Origin of the sequence: Croceicoccus estronivorus, assembly GCF_001625325.1 — a bacterium.
Taxonomy (GTDB): Bacteria; Pseudomonadota; Alphaproteobacteria; order Sphingomonadales; family Sphingomonadaceae; genus Caenibius; species Caenibius estronivorus.
Map to the genome: position 1 here is coordinate 127668 of NZ_JRQQ01000002.1, position 24134 is coordinate 151801.

Consider the following 24134-nt stretch of genomic DNA (forward strand, 5'->3'; position numbering starts at 1 on the left):
TGCTGGCAGCAGAGCCGCTACACCGTAGAACATTCAAGCAACAGAATGAGCCAATCCTAGGGTTCAGTTAAGTCGGGGACATGACCGCTTGCGTTGGGGGCACGACAATTTCGCGAAGATGCAGGCCGCTCAGGCCGACAAGGCTGCGCGTCGATCCGCTCTCGCCGCAGAGCTGCGTGAGCGGCAGGCAGCTGCTGCAGCAGCAGCCAAATCCGAAGCCGAAAAGCCCAAGCGGTTTGACGCGCTCGATACCGCCGCTGCGATGCGCTTTGCCGAGGGATTGCGCTTTCGCCGCTTTGACCTCGAATTAGGAACACCCACATCGCTCAACCGGCCGACGCTCGAACTGCTCGATCAATTTCTTACAGCATTGAATGGAGGTCAGTCAGCCTCGCTCCTGCAATGGCCTGCGGGCCAGCGGGACATTTCCATTGTCCATCCCTTGGCCATGCTCGCGTTACTTGGCAGCGCCGCGCCCCTTGTCGAATCGGGACACCGTTTCTGCGCAGCGGTTCCTGATTTTCGCACGCTCTATTTTCCTTGGCGTGGTGGCGGGACTGGCGCCGATCAACGGCGCTGGCTGGTCGACCGCGGTGCCATCATCCGGGCCAATGCGCTTCACCTAACCCGACGAAGGGCGGGAAAGCCGGAGCATTCGGAGACGCTTCGCGACCTACACGAAATGTTGGGCCATTTTTCTCAATTGTCCCGGCGGGAGGAGCGCTTTCCACACTTGGCCCACCCCAATCTTGCGGAGCTCTATCCCCTCTTTTCAGCTGACGGAGGTGATAACACTCCCCGCCCGTTCTCGGCGGCCGTGCATGAGCTGTTCGGCCGCGTCCGATATGGTGCCGGTATGGGCGAACTGCCCGATCATCGGCCATCGCTGTGCGAACCGGCACACGCCCCCTTCGGATTGTTTGGCATAACTGCGCGCGCAGACACCCGCGCGGCCTTGCATCATGAGGCGCTCGACGCTGCCAAAGGTGGGCGCCCAGCGGACATTTGCCTGCTCGACCTCTGCTATCCAGGTCTGAGGCGCCTGGGTTTTGGTTGGGAAGCGGAAGTTGCACGCTTTCTAGAGAGTTTGATTGCCCGGCAGCCGGCCGTGCCCATCCTGGCGATCACGCAGGATTCCTTCGTCCATCGACGGGTCGCTGCACTCCTCAAGCTGTGCAAGCCGGCCCGAAAGGCGAACCGAACGGCGATGTCCTTGCCTGTAATCGTCCGCGGAACAAGCGACCTGCAAACGAATGATCCGCCCGCTGGCACCGTGACCTCCTTGCAACCAGAATTCCAATCGGCAGCTGGCGCGAGTGTATCGGCCCTCGAAGCTCTCGCAGCCGCCGCGCGCGGCGCAGATCCGATCATCGCTGGCTCGTTGCGACGCAGCGCTGCAAATCTGCGGCGGGCAGCGGCGCTGCCCTGCGGCCTCGATCAAGCTTATTCGATTCTATGCGACCTCGATGGCCAAGCAGCAGCAGAAGCCTTTCTGCAAACACGCTCGGAGTCAAGCGTGCTCAGTCCAATTCTTGCTGCGATCGACGACGGTGCGGCAGGACCGCAGCGCGAACGTCTGCTCGCCGCCGAGACTTCTGTACGCCAAGCCTATGCCGGTCTGGCCTCAGAGACCCCCATCGGATCCGCGATGGCAGCGCTGGCCATCTCCATGAGCCGATCTTCGAGCTTCAGCATCGTTTGCTTCTCTGACGAGACCGACCTTCGCCTGGCACGCGCGCGATTCGGCGGAAACTCGGAAGTCGGTGGGGTGCTCCGCCGACGGCTGGAGCGCGGTCAGGTCCATATCACGCATACCGGAACGCTGGAGCAGACGCTCGCGACGCTCGAGTCCGGTGACACCCGTAATACCTGGCGCCAGCTAATTCTGGTCGCCCCACGCCTTGCTTTTCTGGACCGGTTGATGATCCGTCCGTGGCTTCCCGCAACAATGTTGGTGCTATGCGATCGTGCATTCGCGTTACGCACCGCTGGCAGCTATGCCGCTCTCGCACGGCAGCCAGCCTTCGGCGGCGAGGAGGAAATCGGCGGACGCCTCGCCGCTGTTGCGTCCGCAAGCAAGCGCGAAGCTCAAGCCCGCTCAGTCGGCACCATCGATCTTGAATTGGCATCACGACCGCCGCTCGACGTGCCAGATCGCGTCGTCGATATGACGGATGGAAGCTCAGAAAATGCCGGCAATCTCCTCGTCTCTCTGGAAAGCGGGAGAAGTCTACGCGTCAGACCCGGATCAGCCGTGATCGTCTATCGCCGACAGGCCGCAACCAATCCGTTCGATCGAGCGGCGGCGCGCGATCTGCAGACAGGCGACGCGATTGTTGTCCCGGACCGAGCATTTACCGACGATGCTCGCCGGGTGTTGCCCATTCATATCCTCGCGCGTGGATGGGTAAAAGTTTACCATGACGCGATCGTCAATTCGCTTCCGGCATTGCCGGGTGGCGGCCTCTCGGCCAAGGCTCGATCACTCCATTCGCAGCTTCAACCAAAGGGTTTGAGCGTCACGACTGCAGCCGTCACCGAATGGCTCGGCGCGGAAACCTACCGTCAGCAGAGCGATGAACAATTGCGCCCGCACGCGCCGCAGGACCGTGAAGACTTCGACCTTTTCATGGAAGCGATCGGTGTAGCAGCGCCCATCGCAGACAAGATGTGGTGCGAGGGTATTGATCCGCTGCGCATCGACCGGCGACGCGCCGGCACGCGTATGGCGCAGGCCTTCATTTCAGTTCTGGTTGATCCGCACGGCGCTGCTGCCGGGCTCGATCCGGCCCTACGTGCCAGCATCGCCGAATTGCGCGAACGCGCGCTCGACCACCTCGACACGGTGCAGGCACCGCCAATCGTCGAACAAGCGGCAAAGGACGAAGATTGATGTGCGATCAGGATGGCGAGCCGATTTCGACAGCGCACTCTCGCTTGCGCGCAGCGGATTTGCGCGCCGTGCCCCCTCAAGTGGACGGCGATCTGACCGAGGCCAAGGAAGCGATCGTTGACGGACTGCTGGGACTCACGATCGAGCATTGCACCGGGTCGGGCACCAGCGGCGCCCTTATATTCGGTGCGAAACCTTCTTCGCAATTGGTGAGCGGGTTCCTTCTCCCTCGTTTCGACCAGACGGGCGACGATGAGACGAGCGATATCCATCTCGCCACCCTGGGACTTGACCTGCAGCTCGCCGCCGACGCGGCGGGCGAAGCCATCGTTCAACCAACTCTGTCTATTTATGTCCGCGAGCTTCCCAGCTGGGAGGAGATCAATGATCCGCGCCATGAGATGATGCCTCAGCCGCAACTCTCGAGGGTGGCGCGACAACAGATCGAAGCCCTGGCGCGCCAATATATTGACGAAGCCTTGGCGCAGCTGCCCCCGAGCGACGATGAGGAACCCGACGAGCGTGGCGGCGACGTGATGGCCGAAGCGGAAAACGCCCGGGAACGGGCCGATCTTGCCGAGGAGGCCGCCCAAGGCGGCGATGCCGAAGCGCAGGGAGACGCTCGCGCCGCCGTCGCTATGGCCGACCGAGCTGAGCAGGCGGCTGCAGCGCGCGCAGCCACGGCCGAGCGTCGACGAAACGCAAGGATCGAGCGGAGCCGGCAGCGCACAGAGATCCGCAGGGCGGCGTTCGATCGGGCGTTTCGCGATCTGAACATCACGCTCAATACCAACGAAGGCCAGGCGGCAAGGCCGCTTACCGCCGATGATCTGCTTGAGCCGGAGAACAGCGACGTTTCCCGCGCGGAGGAAGCATCTGCGCCCGAAGCACCGAGCGAGGACGATCCTGAGCATGGCCCGCCACCGGGAGCAGGCGCATTGGGCCCGCTACGTCCCGGGGTCGGGCGGCTCGAGGATCGTCACGCAGCGCCCCAACCCATTCCGCAGAAATGGCGGCGCGTGCCGCTTGCACTTGAGCCGGTGCGCTTGCCCCTCTCGCCGAGCGATGAAACCGGTCGCAACAATGGCTGCGCGGCATTTGCAACGGCCTTGCTCGCCGAGATCGATCGCGTGCTTCAGACATGGCTGGCGAGCGAGGATGGGCAGCGGGATGCTTATCGACCCCGCGAAACCGTCCTTCCCAGTCAATTCGCCGATCGCGCAAGCTGGGACGCCTATTTGCAAGGGCTTCGCCAACGCCGCCCGGCCACCCTGGACGATGTCCGCCCCAACCTTACTGGGGTGGCACTGGTAGCTGATATCGATCCTGATTTCGTCGATCCCACACGCGTCAATATGCGCATCGCACTTCAGAACGACGCAGCTCAACCGGCGACTCGCGACCTTGGCGCATTCGAGCACAGCCTTTTCCAGGTCGGGCTGACCGTAAGTCTTCCGGCGGCGCTCCATCGTCCGCTTCGACTTGATCGCGTGCAGCCCTCCTACCGCTTCAGGGATTGGCTCGAATATCCGGCAATGGGTCTCAATTGCGGCGTTGAGCAAATGAGTGGCGACGACACCGTCACTCTGAGGACGACCTGCGCCCCCCGCTACCATCAACCGAGGATCGACCCGAGAACCATTGCAGGCGTTCCTACGGCCTATGCGACCCTTGGTGATCCGACGTCCGCCCCGGAACGCCTCTTGGCACTACCAGACGCATATGATGCCTGGATCGATGAACAGGCTGCGGTCGATGTCGGCGATCACCTCGATGCTTTGGACGCTGATCACGAGCGCGCAGCCCACGCATCCGATATCGAAGCTTATCGCCGCGAGTCCGGATATATTCGCTCCGGAATCGAACTGCTGATCGAAGCCCGCTCTGCGCAGCAAACCCTTGATGCAGGCACGTCCGAACGAGAACGCGTCGAGCTTGAGGCGCGCGCGGCGCCTTGGCGTGCGTGGCTGCTCACAAACGAAGCATTCGCCGCTTATGGGGGCATACGCTTCACAGATTGGCGACTGTTTCAGCTCGCCTTCATACTTGCACATGTGCCAACGCTCGCGAGCCGCATGCCAGCCTATGCGGATCGGTTCGACGCGTTCCGTGACGAACTGTCTGCGAGCCTACTCTATTTCCCCACCGGCGGCGGCAAATCCGAAGCCTTTTTCGGCCTGCTCGTCTACAATCTCTTCCTCGATCGCCTGCGGGGCAAGGAGCGCGGCGTCACAGCGCTTGTGCGCTATCCGTTGCGCTTGCTGACTCTTCAGCAAGCTCGCCGGCTGCTCCGCGTCCTGGTCCATGCAGAGCTTGTGCGTTTACGCGCAGGAATCGGAAGCTGGCCCTTCGAGATCGGCTTCTGGGTGGGGTCTGGGAATACACCTAACCGCGCCGCGCAAGGCTTCGGCGGCGTACCGACCATCGGCATGGCAGCCTATCCCGATGACGATGCGCTACTCCATCCGCCGGAGGACAATAGCGAGAGCGCAAAGCGGGCTCGGCGGCGATCGAACCGTTATCGCGAGGCGCTTGAGGCCTACGACAAGCTGCGGACCTGTCCAAGTTGCGGCGCGGTCACCGGCATGCGGCGGTATCCGGGCCAGCATGGACGGATCGGCATCGTTTGTTTCAACGACGAAGATTGCGCCTGGAACGCCACCAACCCTCCGCAGCCGCATCGGGTCCCGCTTCCTTTCATTCTGACTGATGACACGATTTATCAGCGTGCGCCATCGGTCGTTTTGGGCACGATCGACAAGCTCGCGCTGATCGGGCAGCACGATCGGACGATCGCCGCGATCGCCGGCATGCTGGGTGTCGCGCGCTATCGGGATCCGGGCAATGGCCACTTGTTCATGCCACGCACGGCCCCGCAGCTCACTCGTGCAGAAGATGGAGGCTGGGAACGCTTGCAGCCCGCTTTCGCGAACGGCGCCGATATTTTCCATGACCCCTTTCCCAGCCTCGTGATCCAGGATGAAGGGCATTTGCTCGATGAGAGCCTTGGTACCTTTTCTGGATTGTTCGAAACGTTGTTCGAGGCGATCGAGCAGCGCTTCGGCACCGGAATGCTGGCCGACCGCACGGCTCAATGGGCGCCGTCGCAAGGCGATCGCCGTCCGCGCCTGGCCAAGGTGATCGCCGCAACGGCAACGATCTCCGATCCCGACCGGCAATTACGCGTGCTCTATCAGCGCGAACCCCTGCGTTTCCCATGCCCCGGGCCGTCGCTTTATGAATCCTTTTACTCGGCGCCCCGCGAACCAGTGCGGGCGGAGCGACAAGCCTATTCCGAGAGCCTGACCCCATCGAGACGGGCCGAGCTGTCAGCACCGCGCATGCGTTTGTACGTCTCGATCATGACCAACGGCCGGTCGCACACGATGACGACCTCGTCAGTCGTTTCCGCCTATCATCTCGCGTTCACCCAATTGTGGCGGGCGCTGGAAGACGGCGCCCCAGACGAGGTGATTGCCGCGCTTTCAGCCGCCCTGCCCCCAGAAGATCCGCTGTCACCGCTCCGCGCCCGTGCCCTTCAGGAACTGCAACAAGCGCCGGACCTGCTGGCCAGCTTGCTCGACCTTCAGCGCATATCGCTGACCTATGTCACCAATAAAAAGGGCGGCGACCAGATCATCGAAACGCTGGCCGCGCAGGTTGATCGCGATCAACGTGCAGCTGCGGTCGGCGATATCCCATTCCTCACGGCGCTGATCTCCGGTGGCGTTACAATTGCTGAAATTCAGGATGTTATGAGCCAGGCGGAGGGTGCCGCCAATCCCGGAACTCCGTTCGAACCGCTCGAAGGTGTGCTGCGAAATATTGTTGCGACGTCAGCCATTAGTCACGGTGTCGACGTAGACAAGTTCAACGCCATGTTCTTTGCCGGTCTACCCGCCGATATCGCAGAATATATTCAGGCCTCCAGCCGGGTCGGCCGCACCCATGTCGGTTTTAGCCTCCTGGTGCCTACGCCGCAGAGCCGTCGCGACCGCTACGTCGTGGAAACGCATGACCAGTTTCATCGGTTTCTCGAACGGATGATCCCGCCCCCCGCGGTCCAGCGTTGGGCCGAACGGGCCATTCGCCGAATTATTCCAAGCGTCCTTCAAACCTATCTGTGCGGCGTCGTCGAACAGGAGGCTTTCACGCGAGCACCCGATGGCGCCAAAGACCGGGCGCGGACCTTTCGCACGGCCGCTGCGGTCAAGGCTTGGTCGGACAGCCATGCGCAAGGCGGAGCCGGGGCCATCGCAGCGCTTACGGACTTTGCGCTCGAAGCGGTCGGCCTCGACGGCCGGTCAGCCGCGGCTATCGGCGCCGCCCCGCACGCCGAACATTATCGACGGTTCGTTCAAGACCGGGTGCGGATTCTGCTCGATGCATTCACTAGTCGATCTGACGCCGCACTGCTTGCCAATTTCTGGCGATCGCGCGAATCCCAGGCGGTCCGCAGGCCAATGACTTCGCTTCGTGACGTCGACTCCGGCGGCATCATTCAGGCCGCGCCGCGCGATCCCTGGCGCAATCGCGCAGTCAATTTCGAGACGGTACGTCAGATCATGCGGATCATCCGCGGGCAGCGGCATGCGGTGCGCTCCGAATTGGATGCCGACCCGCAGCCCGTGGATATGGAGGACTAGATATGAGCGACAGCCAAGCGCAGGCCGCAGGCGGCCGCAATGTCCAGCGCCCCCGCCCCCCAAGCATGAACCGGTCGCAGCCGCAGCTTGCAACGGCCTATGCGCCAGGTGCCATGTTCACCTGGGAGGGCGGCAAGGGTGCCTGTATCGCAGCACCGATCGAGGGTGCGGCGATCGACTTCTCGGGGCGTTCGACCCGCCGCGATCAAATCTTCGAAAGCATGACCGAATACTGCCAGAGCTGGCTTGCCCGCGGCATGGCCATTGCCAACAATCGACCAGCGCCGGTCTATGAAGTCCAATTGCTTGACAGCTGCTTCTTCAATCAGACACGGCGCGGCCTGAGCGGCGTCGAGCTCGCCAGCGACCAATTCGAATTCCTGCGCCCCGAACGTATGGGCTATATCCCCGGCCCGCTGGTCTATCGCTGCGACCAGTGCGAAATTGTCCGCGAATATCTTTCGCCCGCTCACCAACTGTTCGACCCACTGCCAACCGCCTGTCGCGCGCATAATGGCGAGCGCGAATGCAAATGGCGTCAGCTCGACGTCGTCTATGTCCACTGGTCTGGTGCGCTCGAGGGGCTGTCCCCGTATCGCAACACGCTCGACGCGCAAGGCGAACTACGAAAGATCCCGCGCTGCCAATGCGGCGCTGCAGACTTCCGGTTGATCAAGCAGGGCAACCAGTTCAGCCGATGGTGCTTTCGCTGCACCGGCTGTGCCGCCGAACGCGAAGTCTATCAAACCGACCCATTGAGTCTTGCCTGGCTCAAGCCACGAATGGATGAAGGTGTTTCGCACGAATGGAGCGAGATCAACATGATCCCGATCTCCTATCGCGCGTCCCCCGTTTTTTACGTCCAGACCGCCAGATTCATCGTCTACGACGCCGACCCCGACATCGTCACGATCATGGGGCCGACGAGGCTCACCGATTTGACCGATCGCGTCGCCGGCCTGCACGGCTTCGGGGGAAGCGATCCCAGTCCGGAGCGCATTCGCGCGCAGCTCGAAAACCGGGGCCGCGCGGGAATGTTCGGCATTTATGAGAGCATCCTTCGCCAGGCGGATGCGGCGCGCGCCAACGGGCAGGATGCCAGCAGTTATGACGATATGGCGCGGGACATGCTGCAGGCATGGTACAACGATGGGGATGTGGATCGCGAGACACAGGCGAGCTCACGCCTGCAGCAGCAGATCATCGATCGCGCGGGCTATGCGCGTCGCTATGATCCGATCCGCAGCACTGTCGAGCACGACGCGTTACGCAGGCGCAAGCTGACAGCTGACCAATCGGCCGATCTTCGGACCGCACAGGCCGATCTCTGCGCCGAGTTCGGCGACCCCGAAAATGAAACCGTATACAGCGCGCGCGTCGACGAGGCACTGGCGCGCTCCGGAATCGCGGAGGCGCGGCTCATTCGCGACCTCGATATGGTGGAGTTCTCGTTCGGATTTACGCGGGTTTCCGCGACGCCCGTGACGGTACAGAAAAACCGGCCGATGCCGGTCCGACTGGTCGGCTTTCCGCAGCTCCCCAATGACAAGCGCCCGATTTATGTCATCGAACAGCAGAACGAAGCGCTTTATATTCGGCTCGACAGCGTCGCGGTCGCCGAGTTCTTGCGCCGCAATGGAGTAATGGCGACGCCCCCGCCCGCACCACGAACAATCGGCGGCGAGTTGATCGAGAGCTATGTCGATTTTGGCATGTTTCTTCCCGATTTTGCGGTTCGCGATGAAGCCGCGCAGAGCCGCAGCCGCGATATTGCCTCAACTGTCTATTTGTTGCTGCACAGCTTCTCGCATCACGTGATGCACGGCATCGCGCGGTTTTCAGGTCTGGACCTTGGCTCGATGAGCGAGGCGATTTTCCCGGCAGACCTCGCCTTTCTCGTCCATCGCCGTGGAATGACCGAAGATCTCGGGAATCTCTCTTCGATGTGGCGCGACCACAATGCCGCCTTCCTGGACTACCTCGTATCTCGCCGTGAGCTACGCTGCGGTTCGGGTACGCTGTGCGATCATCGTGGTGGCGCTTGCCCGGCCTGCATTATGATCCCCGAAACATCCTGCATTGCTGGCAACCATCTCCTCTCCCGTGCCGCATTGGTTGGAGGACGCGCTCCGCCTTGGGATGCCGACCAGACACCGCTCGCTGGCTATTTTGAAGTCGTCCGCGATCTCGCCGCCGCGTCGGAAGGTGGCTGAATTTTTCTGCTGCTTTTTGCGTCGTCGGGCTGCGCGGGCTTGGGCACTAGAATGCCGTCGATCGGCGACAACAGGTTCGGCAGCAAATTCTCAACCGCGCGGGGATCGCTCGGAAGCGCGTCGGCGGGAGGGAGTGCCAAACGCGCGAGCAGGCGTGCCGAAACGCTGAAACTTCCGGACACGGCCGAAAAGCGACGGTTCATGGTCACCGAGTTGAGCAAAGCGGCCAATATCTCTGGCTCTACAGCGACTTCCCCGGCGATCGGCTCAATCACGATAACGTGATTTTCGGCGACATACCCCCGCTTCGCGTGCTTCTCTGCGAACGCCTGTGTGATCGCTGTAGCGTTAAGCCTGCGCTGCTGATCCCGATTACTAGTGCGCTGCACCAGCACGGATCGGCCAAAGCTCGCATAGGGCACTTTCATCGGATCGACAGGTGCGTACCATGCCGCCGCAGACGTTCGTCTGCCGCCTTGGAAGGCGAACGTCCCGTCGGGTCGAACGTCAGAAGCCCAGAGCACGGGCAAGCGACCAGACGCGGCAGCGGCGTAGAGACGCTCGCCCTCGCGCGTTGGGACTATTTTGCCGACCCGCATCCGGTAGCCATAATCGGCAATGGTCGCCGCGGGCGCCGACCCGACGAGCTGATGGTGGCCTCCGCTGGATTCTGAAATCGGAACGGGCAACGACCAAGGCTCACCGCCGGCCGGCGTGTCAGCCGTTCCCAGCACGGTGCGGATACCCGACGCGTCGATCACCCCCAATGTATAGGGCCTGGGTTCGGCAAGCCGGTTGGGACGATGTCGGCGCAACACCAGCAAGCAAACATCCTGGGTCGCGTCGAGGAACAGATCCTCACGCTGCTGATGAAGGTCGAGGCGGACGACGTCGGCGCGGTCCAATATCTCCTCGCGCAAGCCAGCAAAATATGTACCCGCGACGAAACTTGTTGGAAGCACAAACACAAGCCCGCCGCCGGGACGTAACCAGTCGAGCGCGCGGATCACGAACAGTGAGTAAAGGTTGGTATGACCGCCAAGATCGGCGCGTCCCGCCAATGCCTTGGCTTCGTCGGCACCTTTGCGCCAGACCTTGCTATAGGGCGGATTCCCAATCGCGATATCAAAGGTCGGAAGGAGTTCGGCGGTCAAGGCGTTGGCGCAGAGGACCAGCTCGCTCGTATCGACATCGATATTCCATTCCCGCGAAATCATTCGGCGAACCAAGGCGGCCGAGATGCGGGCCAAGCCCGCATCGATCTCAATGCCCTTGAGCTGGTCGAGCACCTCGGCACAAGCATGCGCGGGCGCTTGTCCCTGACGAATCCGGCGCTCGATCAAGAGCCTCGCCGTGGGAACGAGAAAGGACCCTCCTCCGCACGCGGGATCGAGTATTCTAAGTTGCTGAGCGGGATCTGCCAGTTCGCCGATCGCTGCCAAAGCGGCGGCGGCCAGCGCAGGAGGCGTAAAATAAGCCGAAAGCGCCTTGCGAACGTCTTCCCCGATGAGTCGCGTATAAGCGCTTGAGATCGCATAGTCCTGCACATCCGGCTCGAGCGGATCGATAAGCTTCCGCGCCGACAAGATGATTTCGGAATCGTCTCGATTGTCGATCAGTGACAGGCAGAAGTCCGCCGGATCGAACTGCTCGAGAATTGGCTTGCGGTGTTCGCGGACGAAAGCGAGCAATTGCCTGAAGCTGGCGTCGCCGGAAGGTGATGAAACGGAGGCCATCAGCTTCTTGCAAAGTCCAGCAGCGATACGAAGTCGTGCTTATCGGCGGCGCGCAATCCGCCGATATATTCGGCGCGAAGTGTTCCGATATCGCGCAGCGTTCCGCCGCCCCAGCTGAAGGGTTCGCCACCGAGTTGGGCGATAAGGAGATCGGCCAGCAGTCTGGCGTGGCGGCCGTTTCCGTTTGGGAATGGATGGATTGCAACAAGTCCGTGATGGAGCCGGACCGCTATCTCGTCGGGCGAGAAGGATTTGTGTTCGATCCAATATCGCGCATCCCGCAGCAGCCCGCCGAGCTGAATATGAATTTGCTGCGGTTCGACACCGATATTTTTTCCCGTCTTCCGGGTCAAACCTGCCCAAGACCAGACATCCCCGAACATTCGCTTGTGCAGTTCGAAAACGAAACCCTCGGTAAGGATATCAGCGTTGCGCCGGCGATCGATCCAGGCGACCGCGTCATCAATATTCGCCTGCTCCGCCTCGTTGAGGTCGGCGCGGGTGGTGATCCATGTTTGCTGCAACCCTTCGCGCTCTTCGGCGTCGAGGGGCGTCGCATCATCCGGCTGCGCAAAGACGTCGCTCACGTGGACTCCCAGAGATCACGATCGCGCAACGCTGTCTCAATGTAGGTTTGAATCCGTTTCTCCAGATCGCGATCAACCTGCTGATCTTCGAGTGCCATGGAATGCGAGACGCGGCCGAGTGCTCGAAGGGCGATTTCACGCGCCCTGTGATCCACCATATCGGCCAAGCTTGTTTTGGGCACGAGCGCATAGACCAGTACGCAGTCCATCGCTTCGGCGGCCCGCCGTAGAGTGCTGAGCTGGATTGTCCCATTCGCTTCCGAACGTTCAAGACTGACGACGCCTTGGGCCGTCATGCCAATCCTTTTGCCTAACTGCGCGCCAGTCATGCCGATTGCGTCGCGAATGGCACGAACCCAGCCTTTGGGGGGCATGGCGAAGCAGTCGATCGGCTTGATCGACGCCAATTTGCTGTCGAGCCGGTCTCGGGCTCGGGTTCGGATCGCGGGCTTCATAAATCCTCAACTTTATCATATCTCGCCATGAATCAATACACAGCTTTATAGCGCTGCACAATTGATAAAGCCATAGCTTTATATCGAGTCCATAAATTAAAGCTACATATTTGGCATTGCGTTGAAGGGAGATTGCGCCCCACCGACGTACGAAATTGTAAAGCCACCATAGCAAATGCGGCGACGCACTCGATCCTCGATGGCGATCATGCCACCGGTACAGGCCCGCTCGAGACATGCTCAAGCGCGTAGGCCCACAAGTCGCAGGCAATGCGCCCATCAGGATGGACGGCGAAACGCCACTGGCCGCCGGCGTCCGAATTATGCCGCTGATCGCAGCGGGAGTGCTGCCGATCCAGGGACCGCCCTGGACGCTTCAACAAGCATGGCCTTAGCGAAGGGCAGCTATCCGCGCACTTCGCCCTAAAACCTGCCGTTCCGGAATGTCCGCCATTCCCATTCACAAAATCGACGGTCCGCGCTGCCGCCCGATGGTCCAATTGATGCTGTCGCCGCGCATGATGCCCGACACTTGCTTGTCCAGATGCAGCTCCAGCACCGGCCGCCAGGGAAGCAGCGTAAATTCCCGGCTCTTTTCAATCAGGGCATAGCGTCCCGAAGCCAGTTCGACCGGACGCCTGTAAATACCCTCGATGCGCTCGCCGGGTCTGGCCTCGGTATAGGCGAGGCCCAATTCGCCCGATAGCTGTCCGGCGACCCGGTTAAGCTCACGCCGCCGGAGCGTAGCGAGCAGATTGGTCCGATAGACGATACACCCCTGTTCCTCCAGCGCCAGACCCTGCTCGATCAACCATTGGCGGCGTTGGGCGAGCGCGGCGCCCGCGTCCTCCCCGAACCCCGCCTCGCGCAAGGGTTCGGGATTGGTGGCGATCAACTCCCGGTCCAACCAAGTCGCGCCATCTGTTGCGACCTGCCGGTCGAGCGGAATTGATGACAGCGTATCGACGATAACCGGAGCGGCCCTTGCCCGATGGGCTTCGAACGCCGCGGCCCGCTCGACATGGTCGGGCGCGATGCTCCATGTCCCGTCCACATCGCGCTCAACGCTTCGTATCGCCCGGCGCATCGCTTCCAGACGCCGCACATGGGTTTCGGCGAAGGTCTGGGTTGCCGCGGAATCGTGGCGCAAATGGATGTCCACGCTGTAGTGCCCGTCATTGGCCGCCGCGATCTCAGCAATAGTATGATCTACGGCGCGGGCCTCGGTCGGCTTCGGCGCGATCCGGACGATGGCATTGTCCGGAATGACGTCGGTCGCATCGCCCCTACCGATATCGACATAATGGCTGCGTCCATCGGTAGCGTCGACAATCAGATAGTGGCGGTCATTCGCCTCATCGGACAGGCCGCGCTCGACGACACGTCCGACAATCGGCGTCATCCGTGCCGGTTCGGTGATCGCATAGTCGGCCGCCATGCGCTGAAGGCCATGCTCGGTGAAGGCGCGCTGCATGGTCCGGATGATGTCGCCGCGCTCACCCATGCGGTGAAGCGTATCGTCCATGCCTTCGGCAAGCTGCCAGCGCCCCGGTTCGATCTCGTCGGCAAGACCAAGGTGCCCCAGTTTCTGTAATCGTCCTGCGCGCAAGGATTGGTGGAAGGGATCGCGATCCGTCACGGCGACGATGCGGTCTTCGTCCATGGTGTGCAGCAAGCGCCGGTCTATACTGGTCAACCGCTCCTGCTCGATCTCATGTGCCAGGCGGTTTTCGATTTCGATATCGGTGCGCGGCCCAAGGTCGAGCGAGACCAGTTCGGCGGCACGTTCACGAAGGCCCTGCGTCAGATATTCGCGGCCGATGACGAGATCCCGGCCCCGCTCGTCCTTGCCGCGGATAACGATATGGGTGTGGGGATGGCCCGTGTTGAAATGATCGACCGCAACCCAGTCGAGCTTCGTTCCCAAATCCTGTTCCATCTGCGCCATCAACCGGCGCGTGAGCGGCTTCAGGTCGTCATACTGTTCGCCATCCTCCGGCGAGACGATGAAACGGAACTGGTGGCGATCGTCCGTCTGTCGCTCGATGAATGCCTTGCCGTCCGCCCGCTCGCTATCGGTCGAGTAGAGCCGGCCGCGTTCACCATCGCGGGTGACGCCGTCGCGCTGGATGTAGCGCAGATGCGCGCGGGCCGCGCCCAGCCCCTTGGCCTTATCGAACCGGACGATCCGCGACTTCACCATGACACGGCGGTGGCGCCAGGTGGCAAACCGGTCGCGGCTCGCAAGCTGCCGGCCCGCGACATTGCCGCGCGCGATGCGGCTGCCGGTAAAGGCGAGGGTGATGCGGCGCGCTCCGCCCGCCAGAGTGCGCGCCTGAAGCACCCGCTGAAGATAGGTGCGCGCTTTCCTGCCACCGGCATTGCGCGGCTTCCCGAGCCTGGGTGTGAAATCGTCGTCGTCGCTCATTGCAACGGCTCGCGTGATGCGGAAATGGTGGTGGAATGCGAAGGCTGCGCCAGGAGCCACGAGTACATCCACGTGTCTCGCTCGAGTCCTAGTGAAATCAACGGCTTAGCCGCGTCCTGTCTCTCCGTGCCTGCCACCTGTCTCGTGAAAAAACGATGTGCAGACAATGGCTTGGGCTCGCTTGAGAGACCGAGCTTTAATCTTGCACTCCCGCGCCCTTCCCCCTCAAAATGCCCGAATCCACGCAATTCCGCCCTTCGCAGCCACCCGGAAAGCCAAAGCGATCTCCCGGCGACACCGCCCCCGCCTCCAACGCGGACGATCAATCCGGCCAGGGATCGATCGTCGCTTCCAGTTCCGCAGCTTTCGAAAGCGCCGCTTGCAACTCGGCTTCGATCTGGCGAATTTCGATCGGATCGGTGATGCCGCGAAGCTCGGCGCGCAGTTCCTCGATCTGCTGTTCGACTCTCATGATTTCCTCCGTCATGTGAAAGACGGAAGGCGGCGCCCGGTATGGAGCGAACCGGGTCAAGGGCCGCGCAGCGGCCGCGCCAGCGGCGATGGGGTAGCCGATTTTGCGGCAGCAAAATTGGGGGAACCGTCGTCCTTGAGGCGGTTCGATCCATGCCGGATACTGGGTGGAATTGAACGGACACCCCTACTTCCTCTCGCGCGATGACGATGGTTTCGGGTCAGTCGGTGGCGGGTTCAACGGCACGAACAGCCCGCCCGATGCCGGCTGTTCGGGGACTGATTCTGTCCGGGCGGGAGACGGTTCAGCTTCCTTCCGCGCCGCATTTTCGGCGCCGCCGAGCGGAAAGAACAGCCGCGTTCCCGACAGGATCGCAGACGGCATGGAGGGTGTTGCCGGAACCTTGGCAAGCTGCGCGATATAGTCCCGCGTTTCGGTGGGAAGCGCCTGCCCGGTGCGCAGATGGCGCTCGTAACGTGCCGGTCCGGCATTGTAGGCGGCGAACAATCCGGGATAGCCGAACCGGTCATACATGGCGCGCAGATAGGCCGCGCCTGCCAATATATTGTCGTGCGGATCATAGGGGTCGCCACCCAGACCATGTTGCCGCCGCATGGCCGCCCAGGTGCCGGGCATGAGCTGCATCAGGCCCATAGCACCGGCATGGCTGGTGATCGGACGGCCCTGCAAATGGGTCAGCCCGGCGCTTTCGGCCTGCATGACGGCAGCGATCCATGCTTGCGGAATCCCGAAACGGCGCGAGGCTTCGGCGATATAGGGCCGCCAGCGCTCGACCACCGGTGCAGCGGGGAGACCCGGTTGCGACACGTCTGGCGCATCTGCGGTCTGGGCTACGGCAGGCATGGCGAGCGCCATCGACGCCGCCAGCACGGACGAAAAGACACGGCTCAGCGCAGCCATAATGGTGTCGCCTTGCCGATCACGCTCGTCTCATCGACCGGCCCGAAATAGCGACCGTCGAACGAATCGGGATGATCCATCAGCAGGAACAATCGTCCTTCGTGCAGGCGCTCGCAGCCATGCCACCAGGGCAGCGGACGGCCCTGCCGGTCGGCCTTGTGCCGTGTCGTCGTCAAACGCCCGTCGATGAAGATAGCCGGTCCCAGCGCGCAGACTTCGCTCCCCCTGCGCGCGACGACACGCTTCAGAAGCGGCACATTGGCGGGCAGATAATGGCGTCTGGCGGCAAGCCGGCGAACGCTGCCGGGCGTATGCACGAGCACCATGTCGCCGCGATCGATGCGTGCACGGGGATCGATGCGCCAGAAACCGATCGGCGCGCTCGCAGAGGCATTCCAGACGAGACGCAGCGCAGGATTGACCGCGAAATCGAGCGCGGCGGACGCGCCGAGCAAGGCGAGGCCGACAGCACCGGCCAGCAGGATCGCGCAACGGCGGCGCGGGCGTCCGGCAAGCGGCGGCTGCCATTCGAGCAGCGGCAGGGGCGGCCGGGTCATTGCGATGTCCTCGTCTTCGCCCGCCCGGCCGACCAGCTTTCGAGGTCGGCGATATGGTAGCGCACGACGCCGCCATGCTTGCGATAACGCGGGCCACGGCCGCGAACGCGCATCTTCTCGAGCGTGCGCGCGGACAGGCTCAGCCATGCGGCCGCCTGCTTGGTGTTCAGGAATGGGCTTCCCGCCCGCGCCTCTCTCGCATCGTCCATCGCCGGTCTCCCGCCAGGATCACTTTGGGGTGTCACGCGGCCGAAGGGGGCAAACGACCGCGTGACGAAGCGACGATGCGCGCAGGCAGGCGGGCTGTGAGCGCTCGATTTTCGCGATCTGCAAAATCGTTAGGGAACGGGAGGAGAACATCGCGAAAGCCCCCATGCCGCTAGGGCATGGGGGCATCGGCGGGTTCAGTCGGCGGGATTCCAGATCAGGGCATAAACATCGTCATCGTCCTGCTCGGCCGCGCGACCGAGATTGACGTAGATGCGGCGCGGCCCGAATTCCGGCGCGGCGATGGCGAGCGAGACATAATCCTTGCCCGAACGTTCGCCGGTCCTGATCCAGCCCGCGCCGAGTTCGACCGGGCCGGACAGCACCCGGTAATCGGGCTGGTTGGGCGCGGATTTGGCGCGGTTGGGGACGATTTCGACATCGGTGCGGATCGAGAGCGTCCTGATCTGGCCCTTGTAGACATCGGTATCGGGCTCGCGGGTGACATAGCCGATTGCAGACATGGTATAGGTCCTTTCGTGTGTTCGCCAGAGCCGATCCCCGGCGATGAGCGGACCGTGATGGACGGCATGGACGGGCTGCATCCGAAGGATCGCAGCGAAGCGGAGGACCGCCGGGACGGGCTATTTTGAAGCGCAGCGGGCGCGAGGAGCCGCAGCGAAGCGGAGGCGGGGAAAATAGCCCGCAACCGGCGGTTGCGGGCAGGCCGGGACCGGCCATAGGTCCAGCGGGAAAGAGCCATGGGTCGCTCCGGCGACCGCGAAAAGCAAGCGAGCTTCTGCCCTATGGCTGCGTTGCCCGCCTCCGAACCGCGATCAGAAAAGAGGCGAAAGGAGTCGCTCTGCGCGCCATGTCCGATATGCTGCAGGCCGCAATTCCGACGGAGGCCCTATGACGATTACCGGATCGCTGGCCCGCGCGGCGCGGGCGCTGGTGCAATTGCCGCGCGATCATGTCGCCCGCCTCGCCACGCTGGACGCAAGCGCGCTGGCCGATTTCGAGGCTGGCCGCGCCGAGCTCGATGACGATGCCAAAGCCCGGCTGCGCCACGCGCTGGAGGAAAGCGGCGCGCTGTTCCTGCCCGAAGAGGACGCGGGCGGCGTCGGGGTGCGCCTCAAGTTCACCGCGAAGGACGTGCGCGCGATCAACAGGCTGGAGGGCGAAGGCGGCCCGGTGGGCGAGGACGATGTGTGATGACGCCCGGATTGCCCGGCATCAATTGATAAGGTCGGCAATGTCGTTGTTGCGCCAGGGTTCGGGCAGGCTCGATTGCGGACAATAGCGCGCGCTGCTTTCCCAACCGCTGTCGGATTTCGAAGTGAAGCTGGTATTGTTGGGGATTTCGTAGGTCGAGACGTTGGTGGAAATATGTTCCTCGGTGCCCCACGCCGCGCCGCCTTCCGAACAGGTTTCGGTCACGCGGTAACTGTTCGCGCCGGTCTTTTCGATCGATTTGAAATCGCAGGGAACGCGCGACGTGTTGACGCCGCTCTTGCGCACGAGCATGAGCGTCGCGTTCGATGCCTGTCCGCAAGATGTGCCATCCGCGACGTAAAAGCCGCGCTGCAAAGGCAGGCTGGCGACGGTTTCGCCCTTGGGGACCGACGCCTGTTGCGGTTCGGCTCCGGCCGTATCGCCGGCAGCTTCACCACTTACCGGGAGAGACGTGGCGACGGGCGCGGCGTTGCCGTCTCCCTCGCTCTCAGCCGATGCCACGGCGTCGCTTTCATTCGTCGCGGCGGCGGTCTCGCTGCCGGAAGGGGTAGAGGCTTCGCTACAGGCAGCGAGCAGACCAATCGAAAGCAAAAGCACAGTACGCCGCATGGTCAGGACTCCGATATTTCAATAACTATGCCGCGACTATTCCGCCTCTCGCAGCGGAGGTAAAGTCGGAAAACAGGCGGAGATAATATCTGTGCGCGATATTCGCGCCGCGTTGCGGAGCGCACCCGTGAATGCGAGAAGCGAAGCGTGACATATGTAATTTATCTTGGAGCCGCACTGGCGGAAATCGCGGGATGCTTCGCCTTCTGGGCGTGGCTGAGACTGGACAAGTCGGCATTGTGGATCGTGCCGGGTATCGGCTCGCTATGCCTGTTTGCTTATCTGCTGACACTTGTGGATGCAGAATATGCGGGCAGAACCTACGCCGCCTATGGCGGCATCTATATCGCCTCTGCACTGCTATGGCTGTGGGCGGCTGAAGATATCCGGCCAGATAGATGGGATATGCTTGGTGCCGCTATCTGCCTGCTTGGCGCGGCCATCATTCTTTGGGGTCCGAGAACGACGTGAACATATTCCCGTCCGCGCCCTATACCGGGCGCGGACGGCGACGATTTTTCACACGACATCACAAAGATGAAAGGGCGGCATTGCCGCCCCTTTCCATCATTCCGCCGCGATGGCATAGGGTTCGACCGGCCCCATTTCCACGGGCTGCGGTGCTGGCAGACCCTTTACATGGCGCTGCACATCCTTCCATTTCGCCAGTGTGGCGAAAGGCCGGGCGGTGTAGCTGGCGGCGGGAAAGCGCAGCCATTTGGGCACCCAGCCCTCGACCTTCCTGCGGTCGTTGCTGCCGGTCAGATGATCGCGGATGATGGACTTCTGCGTCTTGATCTTCTCCGCGACATTGGCGTCGGCGGTGTGCTTGCCTGCAACGTCGCGCAGCACCGCATTGACCACCTGTCGGTCGCGGATCAGGTCCAGCAACGCATCGTCGGGCGTCCACAGGTTCGCCATGTCGACTTGGAGATAGGCTCCCACCGCCTCGACCACGGCGCTGCCCGCTTCGAGCGTCTCGCCCATGACGACGGCAAGGATCGCAAGAACATCGCCGTCCGGCAGCGCGAGCAGCCGCGCGAAGATGGCGCTGGTATCCTCGTCCATGCCGTTGCCGCCGGTGACGGTGGGTTCGTCGGGCGCGAAATTGAGCAGAGCCAGAACCGCTCGGCGCTTCTCGTCGAATCTGGCTTCGGCGGCGCTCGTCTCGACGCTTTCGGCTACCGCCTCGTTGCGGCAGGACTGCGGCTCGGTGCGCAAGTTCCACAAGGGGGAGCCGGTGACGGCATGGGCGATCATGAGCCGCAGCGCCACGCCGGGATGATCGGTCAGCACGGCGCGGGTGGCGGCATGGCGGTGCAGGTCGATATAGGTCTGCAAGCCGCTCGTCACTTCGGGCCGCGCGTTTGTCGCCGCTTCCCTGTCCGCTTCGCTGGCGTCGGCCTTCGCCGCCTGCGCGCGCGCCTTCCGTGCCTCCTTGGCGGACAGCCAGCCTTCATGCGTTTCGACTTCGCCGCGATGGCTGATGGTGATGAACACCTTGCCGCCCTTGGCCTTGGGCGTCTTTTCATATTCCCAGGAATGGAAATATTGCCCCGGTTCCATGACCTCGACATCGGCCCAGCCCGCTTCGATCAGCGCATCACGTCGGGCGGCAATGGCGGCGTTCTGCGCGGACCAGAACTGATCGCTGTCGGCGAAATAGCCGTCCTCGCCAAACAGATCGGTAACGATCCGGCCCTTGTATTCGCCAAGCGGAAAGATCGCCGCCATGGTCGATATCGACGCGCCGCCGAACAGCCACGCCTTCAATTGCGAGCCGGTCGGCACATAGGTGTCGGGATCATCGAACAGCGCAAGCCAGTCCTTCTGCTGCGCCTTGCTGGCCAAAGTCAGATGGCGGACGGTCCCCGCGTCGATTTCCTCCCTGCGATAGAGATCGCGGATGCGCGGCACGAGATTGCCGAGCGCGAGAATGCGGCGGACATAGAGGTCGGTCAGCCCGAAAGTCTGGCCGATCTGTTCGGGCGTCCGCCCTTCCTTCTGCACGAGCCGGGTGAAGGTCTCCCATTGGGAAACCTCGTCGGGGTCGAGCCGGGCGATATTCTCGATCAGCGAAGCTTCCAGCGCGGACGCATCGTCGCCGTCCTCCATGATCGCGCAGGGCAATGGATCGGCTTCGCCGCTCTCCTGTGCGGTGATCTGTGCGGCATGGAAGCGGCGCGATCCGGCGACGATCTCGAATGTCTCCGTGCTGCCATTCGCCCGCACCAAGAGCGGCACGAGCACGCCGCGCGCGCGGATCGAGGGGAGAATGTCGGACACGTCCGGGGCCTTGCGGCCATAGCGCATATTGGCCTTGCTCACCGAGAGCTTGCCAAGTTCGATATTTGCGAGTTGCATGGTTGGGCACTCCTTCTTGGGGTGAACCGGCTGCATCGCTCGATCTTGGGAAGGGTTGCGGATGCAGCCGGGATAGCGCGGAAAAGAGTCCGCGCGGGCTCATCCGTCCTTGGTGGGCGGAATTTCGGGATTGCGGGGTGTGAGCACATCGCGCGCCCGCGCGGCGGTGGCGAGCAGGGCTTCGGCTTCGGTGATGCGGCCTGCGATCCGCGCCGCTTCGGCATAGGCGGACAGCGGAAAGCGCGACTCGAAATAGAGGTCGCGCTCGATGCCAAGCCCGCCGGGCAGGCGGACGGATTCGATTTCGGACAGGCTGAAAGCGCCAAGTTCCGGGCAACCGAATCCAAGGTCGGCCAGTCCGAACAGCGTGTCGCCGTCTTCGTCCAGTTCGCTCGCCAGCCATGTCGCCGCGCCCATCGGATTGAACAGCTTGACCACGGGCAGCGAGTCGGGTTCGCGCTGGCCGTCAGCCTGCGCGGCGATCCGGGCAATATCGTTGGCGCGCAAGGCGGCGCGGATTTCGAGGGTCAGGAGGATCATGCCGCCGCCCTCCGCTCGGTGCCTGTGGTGTGGGAGTCCTCGGCATCGCCAAAAGCGAGAATGAAATCGGCGGCCTTGCTGGCGTGGCTCGCGGCGCGGAAGATCGCGCGATTGTCCTCCCGCAAGACCTCAAGCCACGATCCGACGTAATCGGCGTGGCGCACGGTTGGCACGATGCCGAGCGCGGCGCAGATGAAGGCGGCGGAGATTTCGGCGCACAGTTCCTCGCGCGCATAGGGCTTCGATCCGAAGCGGCCCGACTGGTCGCGGCCCAATCGCTTGGCGTGGCCGGTCCAGTGCGAGAGTTCGTGAAAGGCGGTGCGATAGAAATTGATCTGATCGCGGAAGGCGGGCTGCGGCGGCACGGCCACGAAATCGCCGCCGGGCGAATAGAAAGCCTCGCTGCCGCCGATGCGGAAATCAGCGCCGGTGGCTTCTATCAGCGCCTCGGCATGGGGAATGATCTCGCGGGTCGGCAGCGGCGCAGGATCACGCGCCAGCCCGGTTAGGGTTTCTGGGCGCAAGCCTTCGCATTGCGCCACGTTGAACACGGTGAACCTCTTGAGGAACGGGACTGCCTTGGCGTCCTCGCCCGTCTCGCGCGCCTTGGTCTTTTCGGCTTCGGGCACGAAACGGTCGGCATAGACGACCATCGTGCCCTTCTCGCCCTTGCGGACATTGCCGCCCGATTCCAGTGCCTGTTTGAAGGTGAGCCAGTGCTGCGAGGGGTAAGCGCCACCGATGGCCGCACCCCATAGGAGTAGGACGTTGATGCCTGAATAGCGCCTGCCGGTCAGCGCGTTCATCGGCAGGCCGGGGCCGCCCGTGACACGCGAATCCCACGGCTGCACCCACGGGAAGCGGCCCGCCTCAAGCTCGGCTATGATCCGCTGCGTCACCTCGTCATAGATATTGACGCGCGGGCCTGCCTCGCCCTTGCGGGTCGAGACCCTACTGCCCTCGCCCCGCGCACGGCGCTTGCCCGAACTAGCCATTGCCTACCTCCTGTCTCGGCTCAAATCCTCGCCGCAGTTCCCGCCGGGCGTGGCGGGTGGGCGGCAGAAGCGACCGCAAAGGCCCGCAGGAAGCGGCGGGCGGCACCCAAGTCCGGGGTCCCCATCGCGCTAGCGATGGGGTGGGCGCAGGGGCGCAATGCAATGAAGCAGCCGGAGCGGCAGCGTAGGCTTGCCGCGCGCCGCGGCGGGCCTAGCAGGGCGCGCCGACCACCCGGCACGCCCAAGGGACTGCCCACAAACAGCGTCGCCGCGCCGGTCAGGCGCGGCGGGCCATAACCGGGAGCGCCAGCTCCCGGACATGCGTCAGCGATCGTCATCCGAATGGACCGGGACGCGCAGCGGCCCGGCAGAGCTTGGCGACATAAGGAGCCTAGCGGCGTAGAGCGCGGTCGCCCGTTCGCGGGCGAGACGCCGGATTGCTCTTTCTCCTATCGCAGCAGCGTCCACCAATCGCCGTTCACAAGCCGGCGTGCGCAATGGATCATGCGATAGACCCGCATCCGCAGATAGTCGGATCGCCCGTTCCAGTCTTCCAGGACACGGGACCGGCCCCAGAGCAGATAAGCGATATCGCGCTGGCTGGCTCCGGCACAATGCGCGTCCCAGGCGCGCAGCACCGCAGCCCATCGCGATGCCCGTGCCGCCGACAGGCTCCGCGGTCCGGAAAGATGCCCGCACCGACGCACCATCATCAAGCACCTGAGCATACTCAGATTTGCGGGTTTATGCCCCTGGGGGAGATGATAGTGAAAACGCACCGCGCCTTCGAGCAAGGTTCCGTCCAGAACCGCCAGGCGCAGGCGGACCGGTCCATCGGCGATCAGCACATGTTCTGCGTTGCGGCCACGCATTACGACCGCCGGCAGGCACAGGCCGCGCAAATCGAAGCCCTTGCGGGCGGGAAGCGCAGTGACGGGCAGCACCGAAGGATCGCATGTCCAGTCCCATTGCACGGCCGCAAACTCCCCCGGCCTGGCCGGAGGAAGCGCAAAGCGCAGTCCCGGCAAAGTGGATGGCTCCTCTTCCCGCACGAGCAGAATGTCGTCGGTCAGGGCGGTGCCGGAGGAAGGCGCACAGGTCGGCGAACCGCACTTGCGGCGCGCGAACTCCCAGGCGAAGGTTGCGCGATCGGCCCCTGTCAGAGGGACATAGGCGGTGTCGTCGGCCCATGACGAATGGCCCGACGCCGTCCTGGCCTCGTCCATGCTTCCTCTCCTCTTCCGTTCCCGTCGAGCGGGACCGGTAAGAACCGGC

19 protein-coding genes are annotated in these 24134 nt (G+C 63.1%); 5 read left to right on the forward strand and 14 right to left on the reverse strand.

Annotation, left to right across the window (positions count from 1 at the left end; genetic code table 11):
• The first annotated feature begins 88 nt into the window (after positions 1 to 88).
• The 3 genes from MB02_RS03750 to MB02_RS03760 are packed head-to-tail and all read left to right on the forward strand — an operon-like array spanning position 89 to position 9752.
• Complete coding sequence (locus MB02_RS03750; protein ID WP_156495403.1) at positions 89 to 2893, forward strand: hypothetical protein; 2805 nt, start codon at positions 89 to 91, stop codon at positions 2891 to 2893.
• A complete protein-coding gene (locus tag MB02_RS03755) occupies positions 2893 to 7539 on the forward strand; it encodes a helicase-related protein (RefSeq protein ID WP_067532759.1) in 4647 nt (1548 codons plus the stop codon). The genes MB02_RS03750 and MB02_RS03755 overlap by 1 nt, the downstream gene beginning before the upstream one ends.
• A 2-nt stretch (positions 7540 to 7541) precedes the next feature.
• Positions 7542 to 9752: a hypothetical protein gene (locus MB02_RS03760; protein WP_082825949.1), complete on the forward strand. Its 2211-nt coding sequence runs from the start codon at positions 7542 to 7544 to the stop codon at positions 9750 to 9752.
• Here the strand turns inward: MB02_RS03760 and MB02_RS03765 are convergent.
• From MB02_RS03765 to MB02_RS03800, 9 genes are all read right to left on the reverse strand, one after another.
• A complete protein-coding gene (locus MB02_RS03765) occupies positions 9704 to 11488 on the reverse strand; it encodes an HsdM family class I SAM-dependent methyltransferase (RefSeq protein ID WP_067532762.1) in 1785 nt (594 codons plus the stop codon). The two genes, MB02_RS03760 and MB02_RS03765, sit on opposite strands and share 49 nt — an antisense overlap.
• Complete coding sequence (locus MB02_RS03770; RefSeq protein ID WP_067532765.1) at positions 11488 to 12075, reverse strand: mobile mystery protein B; 588 nt, start codon at positions 12073 to 12075, stop codon at positions 11488 to 11490. Before MB02_RS03770 ends, MB02_RS03765 begins: the two co-directional genes overlap by 1 nt.
• Positions 12072 to 12530, reverse strand: a complete 459-nt coding sequence (locus MB02_RS03775; RefSeq protein ID WP_067532768.1) for a mobile mystery protein A — start codon at positions 12528 to 12530, stop codon at positions 12072 to 12074. The genes MB02_RS03770 and MB02_RS03775 overlap by 4 nt, the downstream gene beginning before the upstream one ends.
• Before the next feature lie 460 nt (positions 12531 to 12990).
• Positions 12991 to 14958, reverse strand: coding sequence for a relaxase/mobilization nuclease RlxS (gene rlxS, locus MB02_RS03780; protein ID WP_067532770.1), 1968 nt, complete (start codon positions 14956 to 14958; stop codon positions 12991 to 12993).
• A gap of 322 nt (positions 14959 to 15280) precedes the next feature.
• Positions 15281 to 15430, reverse strand: a complete 150-nt coding sequence (locus MB02_RS17770) for a hypothetical protein (protein WP_170304620.1) — start codon at positions 15428 to 15430, stop codon at positions 15281 to 15283.
• Between the two features lie 186 nt (positions 15431 to 15616).
• Complete coding sequence (locus tag MB02_RS03785; protein ID WP_067532772.1) at positions 15617 to 16351, reverse strand: lytic transglycosylase domain-containing protein; 735 nt, start codon at positions 16349 to 16351, stop codon at positions 15617 to 15619.
• A complete protein-coding gene (locus MB02_RS03790; protein ID WP_067532775.1) occupies positions 16339 to 16908 on the reverse strand; it encodes a S26 family signal peptidase in 570 nt (189 codons plus the stop codon). The genes MB02_RS03785 and MB02_RS03790 overlap by 13 nt, the downstream gene beginning before the upstream one ends.
• Positions 16905 to 17117, reverse strand: coding sequence for a helix-turn-helix transcriptional regulator (locus MB02_RS03795; protein ID WP_067532778.1), 213 nt, complete (start codon positions 17115 to 17117; stop codon positions 16905 to 16907). The genes MB02_RS03790 and MB02_RS03795 overlap by 4 nt, the downstream gene beginning before the upstream one ends.
• A 195-nt stretch (positions 17118 to 17312) precedes the next feature.
• On the reverse strand, positions 17313 to 17639 hold the full coding sequence (locus tag MB02_RS03800; RefSeq protein WP_067534063.1) for a DUF736 domain-containing protein: 327 nt from the start codon (positions 17637 to 17639) through the stop codon (positions 17313 to 17315).
• A gap of 388 nt (positions 17640 to 18027) precedes the next feature.
• Between MB02_RS03800 and MB02_RS03805 the strand changes: the two genes are divergently transcribed.
• Positions 18028 to 18330: a DNA-binding protein gene (locus MB02_RS03805; RefSeq protein ID WP_067532781.1), complete on the forward strand. Its 303-nt coding sequence runs from the start codon at positions 18028 to 18030 to the stop codon at positions 18328 to 18330.
• 21 nt (positions 18331 to 18351) lie between these two features.
• On the opposite strand, the gene MB02_RS03810 is transcribed toward MB02_RS03805, so the two are convergent.
• A complete protein-coding gene (locus MB02_RS03810; protein WP_067532784.1) occupies positions 18352 to 18960 on the reverse strand; it encodes a hypothetical protein in 609 nt (202 codons plus the stop codon).
• Between the two features lie 147 nt (positions 18961 to 19107).
• On the opposite strand from MB02_RS03810, the gene MB02_RS03815 reads away from it, so the two are divergent.
• Positions 19108 to 19431 carry a YnfA family protein gene (locus MB02_RS03815; protein WP_067532787.1) on the forward strand — a complete coding sequence of 108 codons (324 nt, stop codon included), beginning with the start codon at positions 19108 to 19110 and terminating at the stop codon, positions 19429 to 19431.
• Between the two features lie 96 nt (positions 19432 to 19527).
• On the opposite strand, the gene MB02_RS03820 is transcribed toward MB02_RS03815, so the two are convergent.
• The 4 genes from MB02_RS03820 to MB02_RS03835 form a co-directional block, all read right to left on the reverse strand.
• Positions 19528 to 21324, reverse strand: coding sequence for a ParB/RepB/Spo0J family partition protein (locus MB02_RS03820; protein WP_067532790.1), 1797 nt, complete (start codon positions 21322 to 21324; stop codon positions 19528 to 19530).
• Positions 21325 to 21423: 99 nt separating this feature from the next.
• Positions 21424 to 21864 (reverse strand): DUF2958 domain-containing protein, encoded by a 441-nt coding sequence (locus MB02_RS03825; protein WP_067532793.1) that lies wholly within the window; start codon positions 21862 to 21864, stop codon positions 21424 to 21426.
• Positions 21861 to 22859, reverse strand: coding sequence for an ArdC family protein (locus tag MB02_RS03830; RefSeq protein WP_067532796.1), 999 nt, complete (start codon positions 22857 to 22859; stop codon positions 21861 to 21863). Before MB02_RS03830 ends, MB02_RS03825 begins: the two co-directional genes overlap by 4 nt.
• Positions 22860 to 23308: 449 nt before the next feature.
• Positions 23309 to 24085, reverse strand: coding sequence for a DNA -binding domain-containing protein (locus MB02_RS03835; protein WP_067532799.1), 777 nt, complete (start codon positions 24083 to 24085; stop codon positions 23309 to 23311).
• Between the last annotated feature and the right edge of the window lie 49 nt (positions 24086 to 24134).